This is a genomic window from Rhizobium sp. BK251, from assembly GCF_004345245.1.
In the GTDB taxonomy this organism is placed as follows: domain Bacteria; phylum Pseudomonadota; class Alphaproteobacteria; order Rhizobiales; family Rhizobiaceae; genus Rhizobium.
This window is the reverse complement of the sequence record NZ_SLUQ01000001.1, coordinates 285,434-308,517: the sequence shown is the minus strand read 5'-3', so window position 1 is coordinate 308,517 and position 23,084 is coordinate 285,434. Positions and strand designations below refer to the sequence as shown.

21 protein-coding genes are annotated in these 23,084 nt (G+C 63.0%); 3 read left to right on the top strand and 18 right to left on the bottom strand.

The window, feature by feature from the left end:
• Nucleotides 1-17: 17 nt before the first annotated feature.
• A complete protein-coding gene (locus EV286_RS01450; RefSeq protein WP_132955219.1) occupies nucleotides 18-1,259 on the bottom strand; it encodes an MFS transporter in 1,242 nt (413 codons plus the stop codon).
• Nucleotides 1,260-1,385: 126 nt separating this feature from the next.
• Here EV286_RS01450 and EV286_RS01445 point away from each other — a divergent pair, with 126 nt between their 5' ends.
• On the top strand, nucleotides 1,386-2,906 hold the full coding sequence (locus EV286_RS01445; RefSeq protein ID WP_132955218.1) for a winged helix-turn-helix domain-containing tetratricopeptide repeat protein: 1,521 nt from the start codon (nucleotides 1,386-1,388) through the stop codon (nucleotides 2,904-2,906).
• 45 nt (nucleotides 2,907-2,951) lie between these two features.
• Here the strand turns inward: EV286_RS01445 and EV286_RS01440 are convergent, their stop codons facing one another.
• The 4 genes from EV286_RS01440 to EV286_RS01425 form a co-directional block, all read right to left on the bottom strand.
• Nucleotides 2,952-3,671 (bottom strand): hypothetical protein, encoded by a 720-nt coding sequence (locus tag EV286_RS01440; RefSeq protein WP_132955217.1) that lies wholly within the window; start codon nucleotides 3,669-3,671, stop codon nucleotides 2,952-2,954.
• A 156-nt stretch (nucleotides 3,672-3,827) separates the two neighbouring features.
• Nucleotides 3,828-5,066 carry a Zn-dependent hydrolase gene (locus EV286_RS01435; protein WP_132955216.1) on the bottom strand — a complete coding sequence of 413 codons (1,239 nt, stop codon included), beginning with the start codon at nucleotides 5,064-5,066 and terminating at the stop codon, nucleotides 3,828-3,830.
• A gap of 21 nt (nucleotides 5,067-5,087) precedes the next feature.
• A complete protein-coding gene (locus EV286_RS01430; RefSeq protein WP_132955215.1) occupies nucleotides 5,088-5,732 on the bottom strand; it encodes a TenA family protein in 645 nt (214 codons plus the stop codon).
• Nucleotide 5,733: 1 nt separating this feature from the next.
• Nucleotides 5,734-6,576, bottom strand: coding sequence for a BtpA/SgcQ family protein (locus EV286_RS01425; protein WP_132955214.1), 843 nt, complete (start codon nucleotides 6,574-6,576; stop codon nucleotides 5,734-5,736).
• A gap of 26 nt (nucleotides 6,577-6,602) precedes the next feature.
• On the opposite strand from EV286_RS01425, the gene EV286_RS01420 reads away from it, so the two are divergent.
• Complete coding sequence (locus EV286_RS01420) at nucleotides 6,603-7,502, top strand: PfkB family carbohydrate kinase (protein ID WP_132955213.1); 900 nt, start codon at nucleotides 6,603-6,605, stop codon at nucleotides 7,500-7,502.
• Nucleotides 7,503-7,510: 8 nt separating this feature from the next.
• Here EV286_RS01420 and EV286_RS01415 read toward each other — a convergent pair whose 3' ends face one another.
• The 13 genes from EV286_RS01415 to EV286_RS01355 all read right to left on the bottom strand — a co-directional run bounded on the left by EV286_RS01415 (nucleotide 7,511) and on the right by EV286_RS01355 (nucleotide 19,854).
• Nucleotides 7,511-8,281 carry a glutamine amidotransferase gene (locus tag EV286_RS01415; protein WP_132955212.1) on the bottom strand — a complete coding sequence of 257 codons (771 nt, stop codon included), beginning with the start codon at nucleotides 8,279-8,281 and terminating at the stop codon, nucleotides 7,511-7,513.
• A 33-nt stretch (nucleotides 8,282-8,314) separates the two neighbouring features.
• Nucleotides 8,315-9,382: a phosphotriesterase gene (locus EV286_RS01410; protein WP_132955211.1), complete on the bottom strand. Its 1,068-nt coding sequence runs from the start codon at nucleotides 9,380-9,382 to the stop codon at nucleotides 8,315-8,317.
• A 7-nt stretch (nucleotides 9,383-9,389) separates the two neighbouring features.
• Nucleotides 9,390-10,388, bottom strand: coding sequence for an ABC transporter permease (locus tag EV286_RS01405; protein WP_132955210.1), 999 nt, complete (start codon nucleotides 10,386-10,388; stop codon nucleotides 9,390-9,392).
• Nucleotides 10,385-11,200, bottom strand: a complete 816-nt coding sequence (locus EV286_RS01400) for an ATP-binding cassette domain-containing protein (RefSeq protein WP_132955209.1) — start codon at nucleotides 11,198-11,200, stop codon at nucleotides 10,385-10,387. The genes EV286_RS01405 and EV286_RS01400 overlap by 4 nt, the downstream gene beginning before the upstream one ends.
• Nucleotides 11,197-12,153, bottom strand: coding sequence for a substrate-binding domain-containing protein (locus EV286_RS01395; RefSeq protein ID WP_207909711.1), 957 nt, complete (start codon nucleotides 12,151-12,153; stop codon nucleotides 11,197-11,199). The genes EV286_RS01400 and EV286_RS01395 overlap by 4 nt, the downstream gene beginning before the upstream one ends.
• Before the next feature lie 33 nt (nucleotides 12,154-12,186).
• A complete protein-coding gene (locus EV286_RS01390) occupies nucleotides 12,187-13,212 on the bottom strand; it encodes a LacI family DNA-binding transcriptional regulator (RefSeq protein WP_132955208.1) in 1,026 nt (341 codons plus the stop codon).
• A gap of 127 nt (nucleotides 13,213-13,339) precedes the next feature.
• Nucleotides 13,340-14,410: a nitronate monooxygenase gene (locus EV286_RS01385; RefSeq protein ID WP_132955207.1), complete on the bottom strand. Its 1,071-nt coding sequence runs from the start codon at nucleotides 14,408-14,410 to the stop codon at nucleotides 13,340-13,342.
• Between the two features lie 65 nt (nucleotides 14,411-14,475).
• Nucleotides 14,476-14,712 carry a 4-oxalocrotonate tautomerase family protein gene (locus tag EV286_RS01380; RefSeq protein ID WP_132955698.1) on the bottom strand — a complete coding sequence of 79 codons (237 nt, stop codon included), beginning with the start codon at nucleotides 14,710-14,712 and terminating at the stop codon, nucleotides 14,476-14,478.
• Nucleotides 14,713-14,764: 52 nt separating this feature from the next.
• Nucleotides 14,765-15,475 carry an SDR family oxidoreductase gene (locus EV286_RS01375; RefSeq protein ID WP_132955206.1) on the bottom strand — a complete coding sequence of 237 codons (711 nt, stop codon included), beginning with the start codon at nucleotides 15,473-15,475 and terminating at the stop codon, nucleotides 14,765-14,767.
• A gap of 283 nt (nucleotides 15,476-15,758) precedes the next feature.
• Nucleotides 15,759-16,715, bottom strand: coding sequence for a LysR family transcriptional regulator (locus tag EV286_RS01370; protein WP_132955205.1), 957 nt, complete (start codon nucleotides 16,713-16,715; stop codon nucleotides 15,759-15,761).
• A 137-nt stretch (nucleotides 16,716-16,852) separates the two neighbouring features.
• The gene (locus tag EV286_RS01365) at nucleotides 16,853-17,917 is read right to left on the bottom strand and encodes an alpha/beta hydrolase (RefSeq protein WP_132955204.1); all 1,065 of its coding nucleotides are present in this window, start codon (nucleotides 17,915-17,917) and stop codon (nucleotides 16,853-16,855) included.
• A 170-nt stretch (nucleotides 17,918-18,087) separates the two neighbouring features.
• On the bottom strand, nucleotides 18,088-18,504 hold the full coding sequence (locus EV286_RS01360) for an organic hydroperoxide resistance protein (RefSeq protein WP_132955203.1): 417 nt from the start codon (nucleotides 18,502-18,504) through the stop codon (nucleotides 18,088-18,090).
• Between the two features lie 60 nt (nucleotides 18,505-18,564).
• Complete coding sequence (locus EV286_RS01355; protein ID WP_132955202.1) at nucleotides 18,565-19,854, bottom strand: epoxide hydrolase; 1,290 nt, start codon at nucleotides 19,852-19,854, stop codon at nucleotides 18,565-18,567.
• A 292-nt stretch (nucleotides 19,855-20,146) separates the two neighbouring features.
• Between EV286_RS01355 and EV286_RS01350 the strand changes: the two genes are divergently transcribed.
• Nucleotides 20,147-23,026 (top strand): winged helix-turn-helix domain-containing protein, encoded by a 2,880-nt coding sequence (locus tag EV286_RS01350; RefSeq protein WP_348633503.1) that lies wholly within the window; start codon nucleotides 20,147-20,149, stop codon nucleotides 23,024-23,026.
• Nucleotides 23,027-23,084: the final 58 nt, after the last annotated feature.

Here is a 23,084-nt window from a genome sequence, read left to right as displayed (position 1 = left end):
TGAGGCGAGTGCCTCGATCAGGCCCGCTGCCTCTGCGCCATCAGAAGCACCGCCAGCAGACAGCTGAGCAAGCCAAGGGACGATGGCAGCCCCTGATGCCCGATCAGTTGCATTGCCAGCCCTGTAGCCGGCGAGCCCACGATGCCGCCTAAGCCCCATACGACGGCGAAGGCCGCGTTGCCGGCGATCAAGGCCTGACCGGTAAAACGCTCGCCAAGCTGGATCAATGCCATCGTGTAAATCCCGAACGAGACGCCGCCCCAGACGAAGACAAGCGGCCAGATGAGCCACGAGCTGAAGATCAATGGCAGCAGCAGGCAGCCGGCCAGGCAAGCGAGAACACAGGACAACATGGTCCGCGTCGAGCCAAAGCGCTCGGCCACGCGCCCGAGCACGATCTGCAACACGGCATTGCCCGCGATGAAGCAGGTGATGAGCGAAGCGATGCGCTCTTCGGCGCTGCCGAGTGCTGTGCCATAGACCGCGAACAGGGAAAGCAGGATCTGCTCGAAGGCGGCAGCCGTGAAAACCGCGAACAGCAGCAACGGTGCCAGCGCGAAGAAGCCGCCGACCGATGTTGCCTCGCCTTCATGCGGCATGTCAGGCAGGCGCGGCACGACCGCAAGCACGACCGATCCGCAGAGAAGGAAGGCCACGATACCGATCACAAAGGGCGGCCAACCCTGCGTGCCGACCAGACCGAGCGACAGCGGGCCGATGGCGAAGCCACCCGAAACGATCGACGAATAGAGGCCCATGATGCGGCCCCGGCGTGATTTGGGCGTTATCCAGAGCAGCCAGGTTTCGCTGATCACGTACAGCGGATTGGCAAAGAAGCCGAGCAAGAAGCGCAGCGGCATCCAGGCCCAGACCTCCTGCATCCAGGCAATCGCGACCAAGGAAAGTGCGGCCAGCACCGAACAGAGGATCGCCAGCCGTGCCGCGCCCAGGCGCCGCGCCACTGCCGGAATGAAGGGGGCGGACAGGATGAAACCGAGCGGCGTCATCGCCGCCGACAGGCCGATGAGCCCGGGCGTCGTCCCCTGCCGCTCCAGGATGAAGCTGAGCAGCGGATAGGTCAGTCCCTGCGCCACGGCGAACACCATGACGGTCGCGATGATACCCGCCATCGCGGCCCATGGAATCCGATTCTCGAGCGGTGATGTCGCACTATGCAAGCCCCGATACGGCAATTCCGCCCCCGCGGCCTGATGCCGAGCCGACGCGAGCCTGGTCGTATCGTTCATTGCAACCTCCATAAGGGTTTGAGGGCCTTGCGTCCCTCGACCCGAAAGAGACTGGATTCTGCGGGGTGCGGACCGCGTCGTCCTTAAGCGCTCCCAAAAAGTTCTCAAAAACTTCCAAACCGACTATAGATGCGCCTCATGCAGGGATCGCGCTTTGCCTTTGGTCCGTTCGTGCTTGATCCGGCTGCGGGAACGCTCCTTCGGAACGGTGATCCCGTGGCCGTCGGCTACCGCGGAGTAAGGCTGCTCGCGGCGCTCGTCGAACGGTCCGGCGAAATCCTGAGCAAGGCCGAACTGATGGACGCGGCGTGGCCGGGCACGGCCGTCGAGGAAGGCAACCTCACCGTCCAGATCGCGCAACTCAGGAAGCTGCTCGGTGCTGCCGGCGATGACAGTGATGGCGGCGTTGACTGGATTTCCACGATTCCGCGCGTCGGCTACCGCTTCACCGGGGCCATCGAACGGCTCGGTGGCGCGAAGCGAAAACCCTTGCCGCTGCCTGACAAACCATCGATCGCCGTGCTGCCCTTCGTCAATCTCGGCAACGATGCCGAGCAGGAATCCTTCGCGGACGGGTTGACCGAAGACCTGATCACCGACCTGTCCAGGGTCTCAGGCCTGTTCGTCATCGCCCGCAACTCGGCCTTTGCCTACAAGGGAAAGGCGATGGACGTGCGCGCGATCGCCGAGGACCTTGGCGTGCGCTACCTGCTGCAGGGCAGCGCAAGGAGGGCCGGAGGGCGCGTGCGTATCAACGCCCAGCTGGTGGATGCGGTGAGCGGCGATCACCTCTGGGCGGAACGCTTCGATCGCAGCCTGGAGGATATCTTTGCCGTCCAGGACGAGGTCACGGCCAAGATCGTGGAGGCGCTGCTCGGCCGGCTGCGCGCACCACCGCCGCGCAATCGCCCCAAAAATCTCGAGGCTTATGATCTCTGTGTGCGGGCGCGCAGGCTGATGGACGATTCACCGCAGTCGGCGCAGGAAGCGCATCTCATGCTGACGCGCGCGGTTTTTCTCGATCCCGAATACGCCGAGGCCTATCGCTGGCTGGCCATGAACCACTGGATGGGATGGGTGCACTCCGGCGGACCAGAGGAGCCTGCCCGCAGGGTTGCCCTGGAACTGGCGCGCAAGGCTGTTGCGATCGATCCCAATGACGCCGGCTGCCGCTGGATCCTGGCCTACCTGCTTGCCTATGAGCGCAGTTTCGCGGAGGCGGATGCGGAATTCGCCAGGGCGATCGAACTTGACCCGAACGAGGCCGATACCTTTGCGGCACTATCCGACATCGCGGTTCTGGCCGGGCGGGTGGACGAGGGCCTTGAGCACATCGCCAAGGCGTTCCGGCTGAACCCGTTTCCGGCAAGCTGGTACTATCTGGCGCTCGGCCAGGCGCAATATGCGGCCGGCGACTACGAAGCCGCTGTCGAGACACTGCGCAGGGACGAGACCTATCGGACAAGCTCACGCCGTTTCCTGGCGGCAAGCCTTGCGCAACTCGGCCGGCTCGATGAGGCGCGCGCCGAGGCAGAACTGTTCCTCGTCGGCAATCCGCATTTCACAACCAGCCATTGGGCGGCGACCGAGCCATTCCGCGATGCTGCGACGCTCAAGCATTTCGTCGATGGCTTCCGCAAGGCTGGTCTGCCGGAGTAACGCGCCACTCACTGGCTTCATCGTGGTCAAATCCGTCCACACCGCCTACTCGAAGCTGATCTCGGTGAAGTCGATTGTCACCATAAGCATGTCCAGGACAGGGCGCCGGTCGGGCCCGCGGGTGTAGGCTCGACGCTTGGTCGGCACGGCAAGGCCGTTGACGACGACATAGTCGGAGATCAGCTGCGCAGCACCGAAGCCGCCTGCGATATTCACGTTATAGTCATGCCGGCGCAAAATGAATTTCTCGTCGAAGAAGAAGTCCTGGACGTAACTGTGCGTCTCGATCGAACCCGGGAAATAGGCGCGCAGGACGCGCCATGTTTCCGCACCCTCCTGCCATGCTTCTGTTTCTTCGACCTCGACGCCGTCGATCGCGAGAAGGAAGGGAGTGGTAAGATAGGTCCAGAGCGCCTCTCCGTTGAAATAGGCGCGCTGCAGCGGGTCCCAGGGCGTGTGCATCTGATGGCCGGCGAAGGACTCCTTGGGCATCCGGCGCTGGGCGACGATCGTGCCGTCGAGCTTTTCGATGGTGACACGATCGGGCGTGAACATGGTGCGCTGGTCCGGGGCTCCGTAAGGCAAGACCGACGAACGCTCCTCATGGAGCCAGACTGTCATCCGGCGCGGAGTTGAATCCTGCATCAGTCCCTTCAGCGCGAAAAAGCCGCCGCCGGTGACGATCATCGCCTCGACCTTCTCGAAGCGCCTCCAGCGATCCATGCCGCCATGTGCATCGATGACTTTGCTCAAAAGCTCGCTCATTCGGGATCTCCGTTGGCTGCCGCGTCCATCCGCGGCGTTTCATTCTCGGAGTATGGGGCGGAGGCACTCCATTGACACGTTAGGAGTCGTAAAGAGGTGTAAAGTGACGAGCCCACGTTCGCCTTGCCACCCATCGGCGGCGCAGATTCCCACGAGCTAGGAACGGCTTGCCAGGCTCATCGTGACCGCCGCCAGCAGCCGGCAACCCGCCGCGGCGTGGTCCGGCTCGACATATTCGGCCTCGTTATGGCTGAGGCCATCCCTGCAGGGGACGAAGATCATCGCCGAGGGCGCAATCCGGCTCACGAAGAGCGCGTCGTGGAAGGCGCCGGAGAGCATGCGCTTGCTCTTAAGACCCAATTCGGTCGCCGCAGACTCAATTGTCGCAACGATCTCCGGCGCAAATCGACCCGGCGGCATGTCGAACAGCCGCGAAACAGTGGCCACGCAGCGCTGCCGCCCCGACGCCTGCGATACCGTTTCGATCACCTGCCGTTCGATCGCATCCAGCCGGGCCGGATCCGGATGGCGGATGTCGACGCTGCAGCGAGCGGTCTCCGGAATTGCATTGATCGATCCGGGTTCGACCGAAATGCGGCCGATGGTGAAGCGGGCATCGGCGTCCACAGGCATGACGGCATCATAGAGCCGGCCGAGCGCCGCCGTCAGCGCACGCAACGGATCCCGCCGATAGGCGAGCGAGGTCGTCCCGGCATGCGCCGTCTGGCCGGAGACCGTGACCTCCAGCCATCGGGTACCCTGTATGCCGGTGACGACGCCGATCGGAATATCCTCCGCCTCCAGCGAAGGTCCCTGTTCGATATGAACCTCGACGTAAGCTGCCACCGCAAACCCGAGCGGGCGCATGGCGGCCTGCGGCAGGCTCTCGAGTGTCGCGCTTAGTTCGTCGGCAAAGAGCGAACCATCTGCACTACGCTTGCCGGCCCAGTCCGCCGGGATGCTGCCCGCGGCGAATGCCATGGAGCCCATGCAGCCAGGCGAGAAGCGGCATCCCTCCTCGTTTGTCCACGCGACCACCTCGACGGGGTGCATCGTCTCAAGATTGCTGTCTTCGAGGCTCTCCAGGACTTCGAAGGCGCTCAAGGTGCCGAGCGCTCCGTCGAAACGGCCACCTGCGGGCTGGCTGTCGAGATGGCTGCCGATCAGAAGCGGCGGCAGGTCGCTCCGGCTTCCGTCGCGGCGGATGAAAAGATTGGCCATCGGATCCTGGAATACGGCAAAACCACGCGAGAGCGCCAACTCCGCGAGCAGCCGGCGCGCCTCACGGTCGCCCTCCGTCAGCGCCTGCCGGTTGACGCCGCCCCTTGCGGTGGCGCCGATTGCTGCAAACTGTTCGAGCCTGCTGTTCAACCGTGCTCCGTCGATGCGAACCATGGCGTTTCCTACCTCGCTGTCTCAGAGATAGGGCGCATGGTGGAACGCGATTTCGAGCTCCTGCGCCCTGCCAAAGATGCCGCTGAGGCCAGCCCGCTCAGTAGCGTCGAGCCCCTCGCCTGCGTTGTCGAGTTCCGCCTTCAGCCACAGCGCCTGGGCCGCAAAATCGTCATGCGCATGAAGGTCGATCCACTCCTTGAGCAGCGGATCGCTGATCCTGCAGGCACTCGCCTGCTTCGACCATGTCCAATACATCCACTCGGCCGCGAACATGGCGGCAACCGTGTCGAGATAGCCACCGTCGCGCGAGATCGCGAGCATGCCATCACGGAAGGCGGCAACCTCGGGGATGGAGGCGTCGAAGGCGGCTGGATCGATGCCGCGCGCCGCGAAGGTCTTTTCGAAATAGGCGATCTGCTGGTTGGCGAGCGCGTCGAGCACGCCGATAAGCCACCGCTTCTGCTCGATCGTTTCGGCCTTAGCCGTGGCAAAGGCGAAGATCGAGATCGCGGTATCGACGAAAGCGCCTTCGAACACGAGATATCGCTCGAAGACCTGCTTCGGCAACCGGTCTGCCTTGATGTCCTCGACGAAGCGGTGGTTCACCATCGCATCGAAGACCGCCTTGTTCTCACGCAGGATCTGCTCCGAAAGCGTCTCGGCCATGTCAGGCTTCCAGCGCCGGGCGGGCGGCTTCGACAAAAGCCTTCACGCGATCGATATCGACCGGGTTCCACCAGACGCCACCATGCTTCAGCGACGAGGCGACGATGACGCCACTGGTGCGTTTCAGGATTTCGACGACGTTGGATTTGTCGACACCCGAGCCGACGAGCAACGGCAGATGCGTAGCGGCGCCGATCTCCTCGATCTCCTCGATCGTCGCGGCATTGCCAGTACGCTGGCCGGTCGCGATGACGGCATCGGCATCGAAGAAGGCGAGATCGCGGGTGAGCTCCTGTATCGTCCGGTCGGCGGTGATCGCGTGGGCGCCATGCTTCACATGGCTGTCGGCGAAGACCTTGACGTGTTCGGCCCGCAGAAGCGAGCGATAACGCATGGCCTCCGCTGCACGGCCTTCCATGAAGCCCTCGTTCGCCACATAGGCATTGGCCCACTGGTTGACGCGGATGAACCTCGCGCCGCCGGCCACGGCGATCGCAATGGCCGGGATCGGCGCATTGGCGAGCACGTTGATACCGAGCGGAACACCGGTCGCCTGCGATATCCGGTCGGTGACGACGGACATGAAGGCGGCGGTCTCGTGACCGATGTCTTCGGGTTTGGAGAAAGGAATGTCGCCGTGGTTCTCTATGACCAGACCATGCATGCCGCCTTCGATCAGCGCCTCGGCGTCACGCATGCAGGCGTCGTAGATCCCGGCCATGGGTGCGCTGCGGTAGCGGGGAGCACCGGGAAAGGGCGGGCAATGGATCATGCCGATCAGCGCCTTGTCAGTGCCGAATATTTCCCTTATGGCGCTTTGGGTATTGTCAGATATCTGCTGCATTTTCTTCCCTTTGTCGAAAGTCTGCCATGCGTGCCTATGTCATCGGTAACGTCGCCGTAGACGAAACCATCTCCGTATCGTCCATGCCGGAGGCGGGAGCCTCGATCCTCGGCCGCGAGGAGACCCGCGACCTCGGCGGCAAGGGCGCCAACCAGGCGGTGGTCATGAGCCGCACTGGCCTGCCGACCACCCTCGTCACGGCGGTAGGCGAGGATTTTCGCGCCCAGACCATCCGTGACCAGCTTGCCGAGGAGCAGCTTCAGGCGCATCTCGTGACGCTCGCCGGCCGCTCCAGCGACTTCTCCATCATCTTCACGACGCCCGACGGCGAGAACGCCATCGTCACGACGACCGATTCCGCGGGCTCGCTGACACTTGCGGCAGCGCTTGCGCCGCTCGACAGTGCCGACGTCGGCGATCTCGTCGTGCTCCAGGGCAACTTGGCCGAGGAGGTGACCCGTGGCCTGCTCGCCGAGGCAAAGCGCCGCGCGCTCGTGACCGCCTTCAATCCTTCGCCGCTCAGACCCTACTTCGCCGATCTCTGGCCGCTTGTCGACATCGCCTTCCTCAACAAGGGCGAAGCCGAAAGCCTTGCCGGCTCGTCCGGCGAAACCGCCGCCCGCCGCTTGATGGAAGCGGGCGTCAAGCAGGTGGTCCTCACGCTCGGCGGCCAGGGCTCCATGCTGGCCGTCGACGGTAAGCCGATCATTACAATTCCTGCCGTCTCGACGAAGGCCGTCGACACGACCGGAGCCGGCGACACCTTCATGGCCGTGGCACTCGCCTCGGCGGCGCTGCGCGGCATCGAGATCGATGCCCGCGCCATCGCAGATGCCTCGGCAGCAGCATCCCTGACGGTCAGCCGCCGCGGAACCCGGTCGGCCTTCCCGACCCGCGAGGAGTTGAAGGCCATTCTCGCAGGCTGAGGCGACGCTCAGCGCGCTTCGGTCAGCCAGCCGAGAATGTTCTTCCACAGCCGCCCGTATCCTTCCCATTCGCAGAAGGCGGGCGACAGCCAGTGCGGGCCGATATCCGATGTCCAGGCCGCCGTGCGTCCCTTTCCGAACTTGCCGGTCACGAGCAGAGGATGGCTGCCCTGGTCTTCCGGCAGGCGAGCGACAACTTCGACGTCGGCGCGGTCGCGCACTTCGACCTCGTTGACGCCGAGCAGCGGCGGCCATTCGCCGGAAAGACCCGCGACGGTCGGGTGGCTTGCCTTGACAACGACCGCCGTCGATCCCTCGGGCATCTCGACCCGGTCGTCATAGGGCAGGCAGGTCACGGGCAGCACGTCCTCGACGGCCGTGCGGCGCCAGCGGGCCTTGCCGTCGATGCCCTGGAAGGAGAAGTAGCCCCCGACCATCAACAGGCCGCCGCCCTTTTCGACCCATGCCTTGATGAGCTTCAGGCGGTTCGGCACCGTCTTCGAATGCAGCCAGACCGCCGGTGGCAGCAGCAGCGAGTTGGCGCCGATGTCGGACAGGATGATCGCGTCGTATACATCGAGGCCCGCCATCTCGAAGGGGAATTTCTCCACCGCCTCATGGGCCGGCATGTAGGTGAGCTCGTACTCGCTTCCCTCAAGCACCTTGACCAGCGGCTCAGCGCCGAGATGGAAGGTCACGCTGCCGAACTGATCGAAGCCTTTGTAGTGGGTGGCGGAGCTAACCCAGCTCTCGCCGACGAGAAGAACTTTCTTGGTCATGATCTTTCCGTTTCTTGAACTCGTTCGCGGGCCTCAGGCTTTCGCCTCGAAGACCGATCGTGGATTGTCCCGCATCAGGATGTCGATGCTCCTGTCGTCCAGGCCGTGACGTTTGAGCCGGGGCAGGAAGTGGCGAAGGATGTAGGCGTACCCATTACCGCCGTAGCGCGTCAGCATCATCTTCAGGAAGACGTCGTGCGAGAGCAGGATGCGGTCGAGATAGCCCGTCTCCGCCAGCCTGGCGATTGCGCGCGCGGCCTCCTCGTCACTGGGGCATTGCACCTGCTGGTCGGCATAGAAGAAGTCCATGCCGATCATGTCGTATTCGATGAAGGCACCGCGCGCTGCGAGCTCGCCCTGGTAGTTCAGGTCGTCATGCGACGGATTCATGTGGCAGAGCACCGTATGCCGCAGTTCAGCACCCTCCGAGGCGACGACGTCCAGCACCTTATGGCCGAGGCGAAACCAGCCCGGCAGATGCACCATCAAGGGAAGGCCGGTGCGGGCTTGCGCCTGTGCGGCCCCCCTCAACGATTTCTCTTCCCCGGCAGTGAAGTCCGAGGAGACGCCGATCTCGCCAATCAGGCCGATCTTGATGTCGGTGCCATCGGCCCCGATGATCGCCTCCCGGACGATCTCGTCGGCGATCTCGCCGACCGTCATGGCCGCGACCTTGGCGGGATGCGAGGAGCCGAGATAGTAGCCCGCGCCCATCACCACATTGAGGCCCGAAGCCCTGGAAATGCGCTGGAGCGCGCGCGGATCGCGGCCGATGCCCTGGCAGGTGGGCTCCACCACCGTATGCCCCCCGGCCTTGGCAAAGTCTATGAGCTCCCTGATCGCCAGCGGCTCGTCGTCAAGCGTGATGTTGTGCTTGTTGACGAAGGGGTCCTGGCGAAGCTCGCCAAGGATTTCCATACAGACGAAGCCATCGGCAAGATATTGCCGTTCCGGCGTTTTCGGCGCATGCCACCAGCACCGGCAGTCGTTGAGGATGTGCTCGTGCATGAGGGTGACGCCGAGCGCCGAGGCCCCGATCGGCCCCCTCACCGTCATCACCTTGCCTGAGCGCACATGGGCTTCCGATAGATCGCTCGCCATCACGCCCTCACCTTCTGCCGCCGAGACGGAAATTGGTCGTGAAGATCCGCGTGTTGAGCCAGATGGCCACCAGGATGATCGCGCCCGTCACGATCTGGGTGAAGAAGGGCGAGATGTGCATGAGGATGAGCCCGTTGCCGATGACGGCGATCGTCAGCGTGCCGAGGATGGTGCCGAGAATGCTGCCTCTGCCACCCATCAGCGATGTACCGCCAAGCACCACGGCCGCGATGACCTGCAGCTCGAAGCCGACGGCGGCATTGGACGAACCCGAGCCGAGGCGGGCTGCAACCAGCAGGCCGGCAAGGGCACAGGCGACACCGGACACGACATAGACGGAGGCGACGATCCATTTCGCTGGCATGCCGACACGGCGCGCTGCCTCGAGATTCGAGCCGACGGCCACGACCTGCCGACCGTATTTCGTGGAGGCAATGACGACATAGCCGACCACCGCGACCGCAACCGCGATGACCGCCGGCACGGGAATGCTGAAGAACTCGCCGCGCCCCAGCGCAAAGAAGCCCGGCACGTCCTTGATCGGGATCGAATATCCCTGGGTGAGGTAGAGCGCGAGCCCGCGCAGGATCGAAAGGCCGGCCAGCGTGACAATGAAGGCTGGGATGCCCTGATAGGCGACGAACCAACCCTGCGCGATGCCGAGAAACGCGCCGAAGACCAGCATGCCGACAACGACCACCGGCCAGGGAAAGCCCATGGCGAGGATGATCGCGGCAACGGCATTGACGAGCGCCACCTGAGAGCCGACGGACAGGTCGATGCCGCCGGTGATGATGACGAAGGTCATCGCAACGGCGACGATCAGGATGGGCGCCGCCTGCCTGACGACGTTCAGGATATTGCCGAGCGTCAGAAACGTGTCCGTCGTCACCGAGAAGAACAGGAAACAGGCAAGGAAAAAGACGGTGATCGAAAGCACCTGGGCGTGCTCGCTCAGAAAATCGGCGACCGGGGAGCCGGCCTTGCGTTCGGAATAGACACTCAATGCCGTTCTCCTCCCACGATGAGCTTGACGAGGTCCTCGAGGTTGGTGTTGCCGATATCGCGCTCGGCGACCTTGGTACCCTCGTACATCACGGCGATACGGTCGCAGACGCGGAAGAGATCCTGCAGGCGGTGGGTGATGAGAATGACCGAGACGCCCTTCGCCTTGACCCGGTTGATGAGCGCCAGCACGGCTTCGACTTCGGCGACCGCAAGGGCGGAAGTCGGCTCGTCCATGATCAGGACCTTGGGATTGAAGGACGCCGCACGGGCGATTGCAATCGCCTGGCGCTGGCCGCCGGACAGCTTCTCGACCTTCGCCGAGAGCCTGGGAATGCGGATTTCGAGGGCGTCGAGCATGGCCCGCGCCTCGGTGAGCATCCTCGGTCGATCGAGGAACGGCCCCTTGGTCAGCTCGCGTCCGAGGAAGAGGTTGCCGACGACATCGACATGGTCGCAGAGGCTGAGATCCTGGAAAACCATCTCGATATTGCGGGCACGCGCATCCGCGGGTCCGGTCAAATGGACATTCTCGCCGTCGATCGTGATGGAGCCGTCGTCCGGGAGGTAGGTGCCGGAAATGATCTTTGTCAGCGTCGACTTGCCGGCGGCATTGTCGCCCACCAGACCAAGGCACTCGCCCGGATAGAGGTCGAGATCGACCCCACGCAGCGCCTCATGCGAACCGAAGGTCTTGCGAATTCCGCGCAGGGATACGCGCGGGCTTCGCTCCGTCTGCCTTCCGGATTGCCGGGAGAGATCACCTCCCCCGGCTCCGGCGACAGCGGTTGGGTGCTGTCGGTCGGATATCATTTGAAGGTTGCCCGGTAGGGATCGACGTTGTCCTTGGTCACGATGGTGACCGGAACGGCAATCGTCTTCTCGACCGAACCGCCTTCGGAAAGCTTCTTCAGCGCATCGACAGCGGCAGCACCCATTGCGGACGGATCTTGCTGGATCACGCCGGCCACATAGCCCGCGTCAATACCGGCGATCGCCTGGGCCGTCAGGTCCCAGCCGAATACCTTGACCGAACTCTGCTTGCCCTGGCTTTCGACGGCGGCGATGGCGCCCATCAGGGCCGGCTCACCGGTCGCATAGACGGCGTTCATGTCGGGATTGCCGGTGATCAGGTTTTCTGCCGCAGCAAGGGCATTGTCCTGAATGTTCTGGCCATCGACGACGCCCGCCTTTTCAATGCCCGCAACGCCGTCCAGCTTCTTCTCGAAGCCTTCCTGGCGGATGTTCTGGATGAAGGAGTTCAGCGCCCCCACGACGCCGACCTTTGCCTTGCCGTCCATGTTGGACTTCACGTATTCGAGGAAGAAGGCGCCGATGTCGCCGCCGGCCTTGGCATTGTCGACGCCGATCTGCGCCTTCTGCGGGCCGTCCGGCAGGATGGCGTCGATGGCGACGACCGGGATGCCGGCGTCTGCAGCCTGCTGCACGGCCGGCATGATGCCGTTGACGTCGATGGCGACAACGGCAAGGCCGTCGACCTTCTGCTGGATATAGGTTTCGATCGCGCTGTTCTGCGCGGCCGGGTCGTTGTTGGCATTGAAGATCACGAGCTTGACGCCGGCGGCGTCAGCGGCCTTCTGGGCACCTTCGTTCATCTGGTTGAAGAAGAGCGCCTGCTGGTTGATCTGGACGAGTGCGAAGGTCTTCTCAGCCGACTGGGCAAAGGCCGCGCCGGAAGAAAGGCCCGCGAGGGCGGTGGCCGCGAGAGCCGCGGTAAATGTCCTGCGTGTAATGTTTCTGATCATTGGTTCATCCTCTGGTTTGCTTATCCGTTGCAATTATTGTTTCGACGGCGGCGCAACGGAGCTCCGCACGACGATTTCTACGGGCAGCAATTCTTCGGCGTGGGTCGCCTCCGGCTGCTGCCAGTTTGTTTCAAGAAGTAGGGCAAGCGCCCGTTGCCCGATCGCCCTCACCGGCTGGCGGATCGCTGTCAGCGGCGGCGAGAAGAGATGAAGCGGTCCGACATCGTCGAAGCCGACGACCGAAACGCCTTCCGGAATGGACACACCCTGCGCACGAAGGACCTCGATAAGGCCGATTGCGATTTCGTCCGAGCTCGCGAAGATCGCCGTGGCGGGCATGCCTTCGTCGAGGAAGCGCTTCGCTGCCGCCCGGCCGAACTCCGCCGTGTAGTCCCCCTCGTAGCGGAACAGCTCGACCTTGCCGGTTGCGCGTTCGGTCATTGCCTTTTGGAGGCCGTGGAATCGCCGGCGCGTTGAAATCATCTCCTGCGGACCGCCGATGTAGAGCACACGGCGATGGCCGTGCTCGGCAAGATGCTTTCCGGCGAGATAGCCGCCGAGCTCGTTGTCGCAGAAAAGCTTCGGGACGGAGGCGCCCGGCACGTCTTCGTCGACGACGATTACCTTGCCGGTCTGGTTGATGAGAGAGGCGAGTTCGCCATCGTCCGGGTGATTGGTCACGAAGACCAGCCCGTCGACATGGTTGCGGTCGAGCAGGCGCAGATAGGCGATCTCGCGGCCCGTCCTGTTGAGGGTCGCGTAAAGCGAGAGCGCCAGACCGCGCCGATCAGCCTCTCCCTCGACGGCGGACACAAGCGTCGCAAAGAACGGATTGGCGATATCGGGGACGACGAGCCCGATCGTATCCGACCGTCCGCGACTGAGGCGCCGGGCGTGGGGATTTGGCTCGTAGTTGAGCTTCTGTATCGCGGTCTCGATGCGCTGCTTGGTCTCGACCGGCAGTTCCAGGGAACCGTTGAGCAGCCGCGAAACGGTGGTGACCGAGACGCCCGCCGCTGTCGCGACATCCTTCAAGCTGGTGGCACGTTCCCTCGTCATCGGCTTCCCGCAACAGCTCTAGTAAAGCGCTTTACTAAACCCCTTTAGTAAAGCGCTTTACAATTAGGCATGAGTTAACGGGTGGAGTCAAGGAGCGTTTCGGTGAGGCCGCGCCTCAGCGAGCCGCTCAGGCCTCCTGCATCTCCTGCATCAGGACTTTCATAAGTTCGCTTGTTGGCATTGCGCGGGCGAGCGGAGCGCCCTGCCCCGCCCATTGGGCTCCGAAGCCCGCCTCGCCCTTGGCCTTGGCTGCGGCATTCAGCGCCTTTCCGAGGTCGTAAGCGACCGGATAAGCCGGCACTTCAATATCCAGGATAGTCTCGCCGGCGGCAGTGAACCGGCTGGAAAGTGAACGTGCTGGCCTGCCGGAAACTGCACGCGTAATCACCGTATGGTTGGCAGCATCGCTGCGAAGCGCCTTGCGATAAGCTTCGTCCGCAAGAGATTCATCCGACAGAATGAATGCAGTGCCCATCTGGGCCGCGGCGGCGCCCATGCGCAGCGCGGCCGAAATTCCCGCACCGTCCATGATGCCGCCAGCGGCAATCACGGGGACGCGGACATTGCGCACAAGGATCCTCGTCAAGGCGATGGTGCCCAGCCGGTCATCCCTGCCATTCTCGTCGAACATGCCACGATGGCCGCCGGCCTCGTAGCCCTGTGCGACGATCGCGTCGATGCCCGCAGCTTCAAGTATCTTCGCCTCGGCAAGGCTGGTTGCAGTTGCGATGAGTACAATCCCGGCGTCGTGCAAAGCCCTGATACTGTTCGCGCTGGGCACGCCGAAATGGAAGCTGACGACCTTCGGCTTCTCTTCAACCAGCATCGCGAGCATGTCGTCATCGGTCGCAAAACTCTCGTAGATCTCCTTAAGCGTCGCTGGTGGTACGGCGTCGAAGCGTTCGAACTCTTTCGTGAATCGTTTGACCCAGGCCGCCTCGCGACCGGGATCGCGTATCGCGGGACGGTGAACGAAGAGATTGACATTGAATGGGCGCTCCGAGACGCGGCGGATCGCCTGGATCGTCTCGCGGGCGCCCTTGGCGTTCATCGCGCCGACGCCAACCGACCCAAGGCCACCCGCGTCAGAGGCCGCCGCCGCCATGGACGCCGACGACACTGCTGCCATCGGCGCCTGGATGATCGGCAAGCGAATGCCGGTGAGCTCGAAAAGCCTGCTCTGTGCTTCGTTCCCCATGGTTCTTCTCGCTTTGCTCTGGCTCGCCGCAACTTGCCGGCCCGGATGGACCGATGGATTTCAGGTCAACCCTTCTCCGCCGCTAGCTGCGCGCGGTAGGCATCGACGGGAAGACCGCCCCACCCCCAGTTTTCCTTTTCCACTTCTTCGATCACCACGAACGTGCCCCGCATGGGTTTCTTCAGCACGTCGAGGAGCAGTTCGCTGACACCCTTGATGAGTGCCGCCTTCTCCTCGGCGGTGGCCGCCGAGGCTCCGGGTGTCGTGCCTTCGCGTGTGATCTGGATCGTTACAATCGGCATTGTCTTGGTCTCCCTCAGAAGCAGTTGAATACCCTTGGAGGCACCTTCGACGTCAATGACCGGCCGCCTGGCCGCCATCGACATGGAGGATTTCTCCGGTGACAAACTCCGCCGTCTCCAGGTACAGGACGGCATCTACAATATCGCCGATAGAACCCATCCGGCCAACAGGGTGCAGCTTCTCGAGGAACTCGTAGGTTTCGGGACCGTGCATCGGCGTCTTGATGATGCCCGGCGACACGGCGTTCACGCGCACGCCCTTCTGCGCATACTCGATGGCAAGCGACTTGGTAGCCGCGCTCAGACCGCCCTTGGTCAGCGAGGCGAGCACGGAGGGAACGTTCGAATTGGGGTGGTCGACGAGGCTGGTCGTGATCTGAACGACGTGGCCGCGGCCGCGCTTCGCCATTTCGCCGATCGCGAGCTGCGTGATGTGGAAGAAGCCCCCCACGTTGACGGCGACAACAGCCGCGTAGTCCTCCTTCGTATAGTCTGTGAACGGCTTGGCGATGAAGATACCGGCGTTATTGACCAGCGTGTCGACGCGGCCGAACTTTGCAAGCGCCTCGGAAATAACGCGATCTGCGGTCTTCGGGTCGGCGATATCGCCGGCCACGGAAATAACATCCGGATCGTCTGACGGCTCCACCGTGCGTGCGGTGGCGACGACACGATAGTTGCGGTCCCTGTAAGCTGAGACCAGTGCCGCACCGATGCCCTGCGAGGCACCGGTAATGATTGCCACTTTCTGTTCAGCGGTCATGATACACCTCGATACTGTTTGTTGCTTCGGATATACTCTTCTTCGGGCCAATGGCTCCGATGCAACAAACGTAGTATCGATCGATCTTCGAGCGAATGCCTGCGATACGGCAGACACTCTTCCGCAATGAGGAAGAATGAAGAGCGTTAGATCCGAAATTCATGAATAAAACCATGCATTTCGAAGCTCGCCTACGACATCGTAGTCTATTGTATATTACCGCTCGATAGATTGCAGCTTTTACTTCAGCTGGCAGGACAATGGCAGAGTTTGCGGGACAGCGCTACACACCCTCGTAAGCGGGCCGGACGCTGGATGCCGCCGAGGTCTGGCTTTTCAGCTTTCCGAACTCGCTGCGCAGCCGCGGCAGCGCGAAATCGACGAAGGCCCGGACCTTGGGGATCGCAAGCCTGCCCTGCGGCACGATCAAATACACTGGGAGCGGCGCGTGTTCGTCGCCCTGCAGTATGATCTCGAGACGTCCATCGGCAACCTCAGGCGCGACGTGATAGGAAAACATCCTGATCACTCCCCTCCCCTCGACTGCGGAGGCGACCGCGGCCCTGATGCTGTTGACGACAAAGCGCGGGGAAAATTGCACGGCCCTCGGCACCGACGAGCCCTCCAGTGGGGGAAAACTCCAGGAATCGATGCCGAAATGCGTCATCGCAACGATCTGCTGCTTTGTCAGATCGTTCGGTTCCGTGATGGGAGGATGTTCCGAGAGATAGCGCGGTGCCGCCGCGACCACGCGCCTGACCTCACCGACCCTCATAGCGATCAGGCTTGAATCCGGGAGATGCGCGATCCTGAGCGCTATGTCCATGCCCTCGTCGATCAGGTTCACGGGACGGTCGAGAAGGTGCAGGCGAACCGAGACGGTCGGGTACGCGTCCATGTATTCGTCGATCAATTGCCGCAGGACACTCTCTCCCGTGGCAACGGGCGCGGTGATATTCAGCATGCCGCGCGGCGTCGATCGTTGGCCGGCAGCGATGGTGTCGGCCTCCTCCAGCTCCGCAAGTACGCGCCTGCAGGCGATCGAATAACGCTCGCCTGCCTCGCTGAGCTTCATGCTGCGCGTGGTCCGATGCAGCAGCGGCATGCCGACGTGCTCTTCCAGAGACGCGATCGCCCTGCTGACGGCCGCCGGGGAACGGCCGAGCTTTCGCCCTGCTGCCGCGAGGCTTCCCTCGTCCAGAGCCGCGATGAACACTTTCATGGCATCGATACGGTCCAATGGAGCCTCCCGGGTGAACGCATTTGATGGAGATCAACCGGATCATTCCATCACATGACCGTTCTGGAGTACACGGCGAAAGGCGTGGCGACCAGAGCTGCGCGTTCCAGGCGATGCAGCTCTGGTCGCCAATCTGCTTAGGCCGCGTCGATGTCCACCACCGCCTTGGCAAAGGCTTCCGGAGCTTCCTGCGGCAGATTGTGGCCGATGCCGCCTTCTATAAGCCGATGCATGTACTTGCCCGAGAATTTCTTGGCATAAGCCGCCGGGTCCGGATGCGGCGCGCCGTTCGCATCGCCCTCGAGGGTGATTGTCGGAACGTGGATCACGGGACCTTCCGCAAGCTTTTTCTCGATCTCGTCATATTTCGCCTCGCCCTTGGCGAGGTCCATCCGCCAGCGGTAGTTGTGGATGACGATGGCGACATGATCGTCGTTTTCGAAAGCAGCTGCACTGCGATCGAAGGTGGCATCGTCAAAATTCCACTTGGGCGAGGCCAGCTGCCAGATCAGCCTGGCGAAATCGTGCCGGTTGGCATCATAGCCGGCCTCACCGCGCTCCGTGGCGAAATAGAACTGATACCACCACTGCAGCTCGGCCCGCGGCGGCAGCGGCATCTTCCCGGCCTGCTGGTTGCTGATGAGGTAGCCGCTCACCGAGACAAGGGCCTTCACACGCTCCGGCCACAGCGCCGCCACGATATCGGCGGTGCGTGCGCCCCAGTCGTATCCGGCGAGAATCGCCGTCTCGATCTTGAGCGCATCCATGAACGCGATGGCATCGACCGCCAGCGCCGCCGGCTGTCCGTTGCGGATGGTCTCGCCAGAGAGAAACCGTGTGGTTCCATAGCCGCGCAGATACGGGATGATGACCCGATAGCCGGCGGCAGCGAGCAGAGGCGCGACATCGACATAGCTGTAGATGTCGTAGGGCCAGCCATGCAGGCAAATCACGACAGGACCATCTGAGGGCCCTTCCTCCGCGTATCCGACATTGAGGAGGCCGGCGTCGATCTGCTTCAATGGGCTGAAGGAGGTGTGGGTCCCCGGCTTGACCGCGGGTATCTGTCCACCGACCCCAGGCGAACCGCTATCGCCCGATTGCGCATTCGCGGACGGGGCTGCAACGAACTGGGCAGCCGCAAGCGTCATTGCCGCAGTGCCGAGAAAACGGCGGCGGACGTGGTCTATCTGATCGGGCATGAAACTTCTCCTTAGCCTGTCTTTCTACGTAGAGGATAGGCTCCCCGGTCCGGAGAGCCGCGCATCAAATGTGTCTCACCAGCACCCTCAGCGTGGATGTGGCCACCGCGACCGCGCCTGGGACGACCCACCCTCCGTCGCGTTGGAGAGAGGGCCGGCGGCGGTGGCGATCAGACGAGATTGATCGCCACCTCGATGTTCCCGCGCGTGGCCCTGGAATAAGGGCAAGTCTCGTGCGCCATGTCGACGAGGGCCCGGGCAACGCTCTGCTCCAGGCCGGGCAGACTGACATTGAGGCGGGCCCGGAGGAAGTGGCCGTCGTCACCCAGGCAGAGATCCACTTCGGCATCGATTGCCAGGTCCGAAGGCAGCGTGACCTTCATCTTGCGGGAGGCAAGGCCGATTGCCCCTTCGAAGCATGCCGACCAGCCGGCCGCGAAGAGCTGCTCGGGATTGGTGCCGCCGGCCTCGGTTCCGGGTGTCGAAAGCTTGATGTCAAGCCGGCCATCGGAGCTGCGCGATGCTCCGTCCCGGCCGCCGGTCGTATGGGTTCTGGCTGTGTACACTACTCTTGCCTGCTGGGTCATACCTGGTTCCTTTGAACGAATGCTGTTTGCCGATAGGGCATCTGCTGTTGCGACTGCCGACTACCGCAGGGGTCTGAACGCTGCCCGAAGTTCGGCACTGAAGAGCTCCGGCTCTTCCCAGGCAGCGAAGTGCCCGCCTTTGTCGACTTCGTTGAAGTAGATCAGATTGTGGTAGCTCTTCTCGACCCAGCTGCGAGGTGCCTGATAGATCTCGCCCGGGAAGATAGTGACCGCGGCCGGAATGGAAATGTCCACGGCGTTGAAATTGTTGGCATTGTTTTCCCAATAGAGCTGTGCCGAGGAAATCGCGCTGTTCGTCAGCCAGTAGAGCGTGATGTCATCCAGTATCTCGTCCTTCGTGAGCGACTTCTGCGCATCGCCGCCGCTGAATGTCCATTCGTTGAACTTGTCCAGCATCCAGGCGGCCAGTCCCGCAGGCGAGTCCGTCAATCCATAGCCCACAGTCTGCGGACGGGTAGTCATCATCGCGCCGTAGGCGCCGTTCTTGCTGAAGAAGGCGCTGAGTTTGTCGTAAGCGGCCTTCTCGTCGTCGGTAAGTCCGGCCGGCGCCGGCTCGCCTGCGCTCATCGCCTTTGCGGCCTCGGGCGGCACGGTTGCCGGCATGTTTACGTGGATGCCAAGCAGCCCGCTCAGGTTCTGGCGAGCCATCCTGTCCGCGATGACCGAGCCCCAATCGCCACCCTGGGCGACATAGTGGGTGTATCCCAGGCGCCTCATCAGCACGTCCCAGGCCAGCCCGATCCGGTCCGGACCCCAGCCGGATTCCGTCGGCTGCTCCGAGAAGCCATAACCGGGCATCGACGGGATCACGACGTCGAAGGCGTCGTCCGCGCTTGCGCCGTGCGCAGCCGGGTCGGTGAGTGGTCCGATGACCTTCAGGAGTTCAAGGACAGAGCCCGGCCAACCGTGGGTGATAATCAGCGGCATGGCATTCGGGTTCTTGGAGCGAACGTGAATGAACTGGATATCGAGGCCGTCGATCTCGGTCACGAACATCGGTAAGGCATTCAGCTTCGCCTCTGTTTTTCGCCAATCATAGTCCGTCCCCCAATAGCGGACGAGCTCCTGGAGCTTCGCGAGCTGGACGCCCTGGGATTGATCGGCGACGGTCTCCTTGGCGGGCCACCTTGTCGCTTTGACCCGGGTGCGGAGGTCGACGAGATCCTGCTCCGGAACATTCACGCTGAAAGGGCGGATCGATGTGGCATCCGCGGCCGTAGCTTGCGCAGGAAACAAGGTGAGGGCATTTGCAGCTGCCGAGGCGGCCAGCAATGCGCCCGAAGTTGCAAGAAAACTTCGACGCGTAGGGGATAGAGATACTGCAGGCATGATCGTTTACTCCTCGAAGCAAGTCGGACTCACTTTCACCGGAAGCTCGACGAGTGCCGGCAGTGTCCTACTTGCAGTGCGGCGATCTTGACCGAAGCCGTTGTTAGTTGCCCGTTATCAGCCGTTAGTTGCCGTTAGAAATCGGCAGCAGTGATGGAGTTGGACGCTTAACAACAGTGTTGGAGATGCATCGTGAACACGGTTCGGGATTGGCTCTCGCAGGTCGCATTGGAGGCGGGCAGATCGCCCGAGTTTGTAGTGCCACCCTTGTTACTGGCCTAGGATAGAGCAGTTGGACGACCTGGAGAGAAAACTGAAGATGGAGCCGGTCGCACGGGACAAGGAACTCGTAAGCTTCGGTCCCTTTACGCTGGTGGCGAAGGAGCGACTCCTCCTGAAGGAAGGGGAGCCCGCCGAACTCGGTGCGCGCGCTCTCGACATCCTGATTGCCCTGGTGCGCCGCGCCAACGAGGTCGTGGGCAAGAAGGAATTGATGGACGAAGTCTGGCCGGACGTCATCGTGGAGGAAGGCAGTCTCAGGTTCCAGGTCGCCGAATTGCGCAGGGTTCTGGGAGACGGCAGCGATGCACGCTATATCGCGACCCTCCCGGGGCGCGGCTACTGCTTCGTGGCACCACTCACGCGTTCAGGCGGCAACAAGCCGGCCTCCAGGCACTCCGAGGCCAACCATCGCCATGTCAACCTGCCGAGCCGGCTGGCACGGACGATGGGGCGCGCCGACGACGTTTCGGCCATCGCGACACAGGTGCATCTTGCGCGCTTCGTCACGATTCTCGGCGCCGGCGGAATAGGCAAGACGACCGTGGCCGTTGCAGTCGGCCATGAGCTGGTGGAAGCGTTTGACGGTGACGTTCTGTTCGTTGATCTCGGCATGGTCCGCGACGGCAATTTCGCGGCGAATGCTATCGCCTCGACGCTCGGGCTGTCGGTGCAGGCGACAGATCCCACGGCCTCCGTCGTCGCCTATCTGGCGGAAAAGCGAATTCTGCTGATCATCGACACCTGCGAACACCTCATTGAAGCGGTCGCCGCCCTGACCTCGCGGATCTTCGCAGCCGCGCCGGATGTGCACATCCTTGCAACGAGCCGAGAGGCGATCCGGATCGAGGGGGAGCACGTCTACAAACTCGCCCCGCTTCCCTGCCCTCCGGACGACCCGGGACTGACAGTGGAGACCGCACGATCTTTCCCCGCCGCCCAGCTTTTCGTAGAGCGCGCGATTGCGAGCGGAGCCCGCCTGAACCTCGACGACGCCGAAGCCGCCATCATTGCCCGCATTTGCCGCAAGCTGGACGGCATGGCGCTCGCGATCGAATTGGCGGCGGGCCGTGTCGCAGCCTTCGGCCTCGAACAGACCGCTGCGCTTCTCGACCAACGCCTCAACCTCATGTGGACCGGTCAACGCAACGCGCCGGCGCGTCAGCAGACGCTTCAAGCCACGCTCGACTGGAGCTACGAGTTGCTTTCCGAACCGGAGCGCGCGGTACTGCGCCGGCTCGCCGTCTTCGTAGGCCATTTCACGATGGAAGCGGCGCTCGCAGTCGCTACCGATGCGGCCATAGACAACGCACTCGTTTTCAACACCATCGACAGCCTCGTTACCAAGTCGATGGTTGCCGCCCGGCCACTCGGCGCCATGATGCGCTATCGGCTCCTGGACACGACACGCGAATATGCCTTGCGAGCCAGCATCGACGCCGGCGAGTTCGATGAGGTCGCCGCGCGCCATGCACGCTATTTCAGGGGATGGCTGGATCAGGTCGGAACGGAATGGCCCACCTTGTTAAGTGCTGCCGAACGGGCCCCGCATGTCGCAGGTCTCGCCAATGTGCGCGGCGCCCTTGAGTGGTCCTTTGGCGACAGCGGCAACACGGAAATTGCGGTTACGCTTGCGACCACCGCGGCGCCTGTCCTTCTGGCGATGTCGTTGCTGGCCGAATGCCACCACTGGTCTGAGCGCGCGCTCCTTACCCTCGACGAGACCGCACGCGGAGGGCACACGGAGATGTACCTCCAGTCGGCGCTGGGCGTTTCGCTGATGTTCACGCGCGGCGGCAGCAATGCGGCGCGCGTCGCCCTGAACCGCAGCCTGCTGCTCGCCGGAAAATGCGGCGATGCCCTCGATCAGTTGCAGGTGCTGGGGCCGCTGCACATGTTCCACCTGCGGATCGGCGATTTCAGGACCACGCTGGACTATGCGCGGCGGTGCGCGCTTCTTGCAGACGATCTGAAGGATACGGCCGCGATTGCACTCGCGCATTCGCTGTCTGGCATTTCCCTGCACCTCGTGGGGGAACTCGAGGGCGCCCGCGCCGAGCTGGAAGCGGCGCTGCACCCCGCGCCAATCTCCGAGCGGCCCGCCAAGATCTACCTTGGGTTCGAAAGCAGGAATCTGGCCCGCGGCATCCTCGCGCGAAATCTGTGGCTCCAAGGCCGGCCGGACCAGGCCGCGGTGGTCGCTCGCGAGACCGTCGAGGAGGCGGCCGGCATGGAGCATCCGCTTACCCTGTGCATCGCTCTGATCTGGGCCACTTCCGTGTTCATCTGGTCCGGTGACCTCGAGGCCGCAGAGGAGCACACGGACTGGCTTGTCGCCCGCGCGACCGCTCATTCGATGGCGCCCTATCTTGCCGTCGGGCGCGCCTTCAAGGCGGAACTCGCGATACTCCGGGGCGACGCGGAGAGCGGAACCAGAAGCCTGCAGGAGTGTCTAGTGGAGCTCCACTCGGCGCCATACGAGCTGATGACCAGCCATTTCCGGATTGCCCTTGTCGGCGGCCTTGCTTCGCTCGGTCGGCTCGAGGAAAGCGCGTTGCAGGTCGAAGAGGCGATCCGATCGATCGAGGTCAATGGCGATCACTGCTATATGCCGGAGTTGCTTCGACTGATGGGCCGGCTCTTTCTCAAGAGATCCGGGCCGGATCCGGAGAGAGCCGAGAAATGCTTTCGACAGTCACTGGATTGGAGCCGCCGGCAGGGTGCCAGGGCATGGGAACTGCGTACGGCCATCGATCTCGCCGCGCTTCTTGCCGACAGCGGACATCCCGCCGCTGCACGCGACCTGCTCCAACCGATCTACGAGCAATTCACGGAAGGCCGGGCGACGAGGGATCTGAAGGCGGCGGCGGCGTTGCTTGCCTCGCTGGCGTGATCTGCTGCTGACCGGTGGCGGGCAGAGCATCATAGCCGACCGTCGCAGCAGCACGAAA

Coding starts and splice junctions, on each gene's coding strand:
- EV286_RS01395 (WP_207909711.1), bottom strand. CDS start 12,153: ATGATCAGAAACATTACACGCAGGACATTTACCGCGGCTCTCGCGGCC.
- EV286_RS01360 (WP_132955203.1), bottom strand. CDS start 18,504: ATGACCCAGCAGGCAAGAGTAGTGTACACAGCCAGAACCCATACGACC.
- EV286_RS01355 (WP_132955202.1), bottom strand. CDS start 19,854: ATGCCTGCAGTATCTCTATCCCCTACGCGTCGAAGTTTTCTTGCAACT.
- EV286_RS01410 (WP_132955211.1), bottom strand. CDS start 9,382: ATGGCGAGCGATCTATCGGAAGCCCATGTGCGCTCAGGCAAGGTGATG.
- EV286_RS01390 (WP_132955208.1), bottom strand. CDS start 13,212: ATGACGAGGGAACGTGCCACCAGCTTGAAGGATGTCGCGACAGCGGCG.
- EV286_RS01400 (WP_132955209.1), bottom strand. CDS start 11,200: ATGATATCCGACCGACAGCACCCAACCGCTGTCGCCGGAGCCGGGGGA.
- EV286_RS01435 (WP_132955216.1), bottom strand. CDS start 5,066: ATGGTTCGCATCGACGGAGCACGGTTGAACAGCAGGCTCGAACAGTTT.
- EV286_RS01425 (WP_132955214.1), bottom strand. CDS start 6,576: ATGCAGCAGATATCTGACAATACCCAAAGCGCCATAAGGGAAATATTC.
- EV286_RS01380 (WP_132955698.1), bottom strand. CDS start 14,712: ATGCCGATTGTAACGATCCAGATCACACGCGAAGGCACGACACCCGGA.
- EV286_RS01420 (WP_132955213.1), top strand. CDS start 6,603: ATGCGTGCCTATGTCATCGGTAACGTCGCCGTAGACGAAACCATCTCC.
- EV286_RS01450 (WP_132955219.1), bottom strand. CDS start 1,259: ATGGAGGTTGCAATGAACGATACGACCAGGCTCGCGTCGGCTCGGCAT.
- EV286_RS01440 (WP_132955217.1), bottom strand. CDS start 3,671: ATGAGCGAGCTTTTGAGCAAAGTCATCGATGCACATGGCGGCATGGAT.
- EV286_RS01365 (WP_132955204.1), bottom strand. CDS start 17,917: ATGCCCGATCAGATAGACCACGTCCGCCGCCGTTTTCTCGGCACTGCG.
- EV286_RS01415 (WP_132955212.1), bottom strand. CDS start 8,281: ATGACCAAGAAAGTTCTTCTCGTCGGCGAGAGCTGGGTTAGCTCCGCC.
- EV286_RS01445 (WP_132955218.1), top strand. CDS start 1,386: ATGCAGGGATCGCGCTTTGCCTTTGGTCCGTTCGTGCTTGATCCGGCT.
- EV286_RS01385 (WP_132955207.1), bottom strand. CDS start 14,410: ATGGGGAACGAAGCACAGAGCAGGCTTTTCGAGCTCACCGGCATTCGC.
- EV286_RS01375 (WP_132955206.1), bottom strand. CDS start 15,475: ATGACCGCTGAACAGAAAGTGGCAATCATTACCGGTGCCTCGCAGGGC.
- EV286_RS01430 (WP_132955215.1), bottom strand. CDS start 5,732: ATGGCCGAGACGCTTTCGGAGCAGATCCTGCGTGAGAACAAGGCGGTC.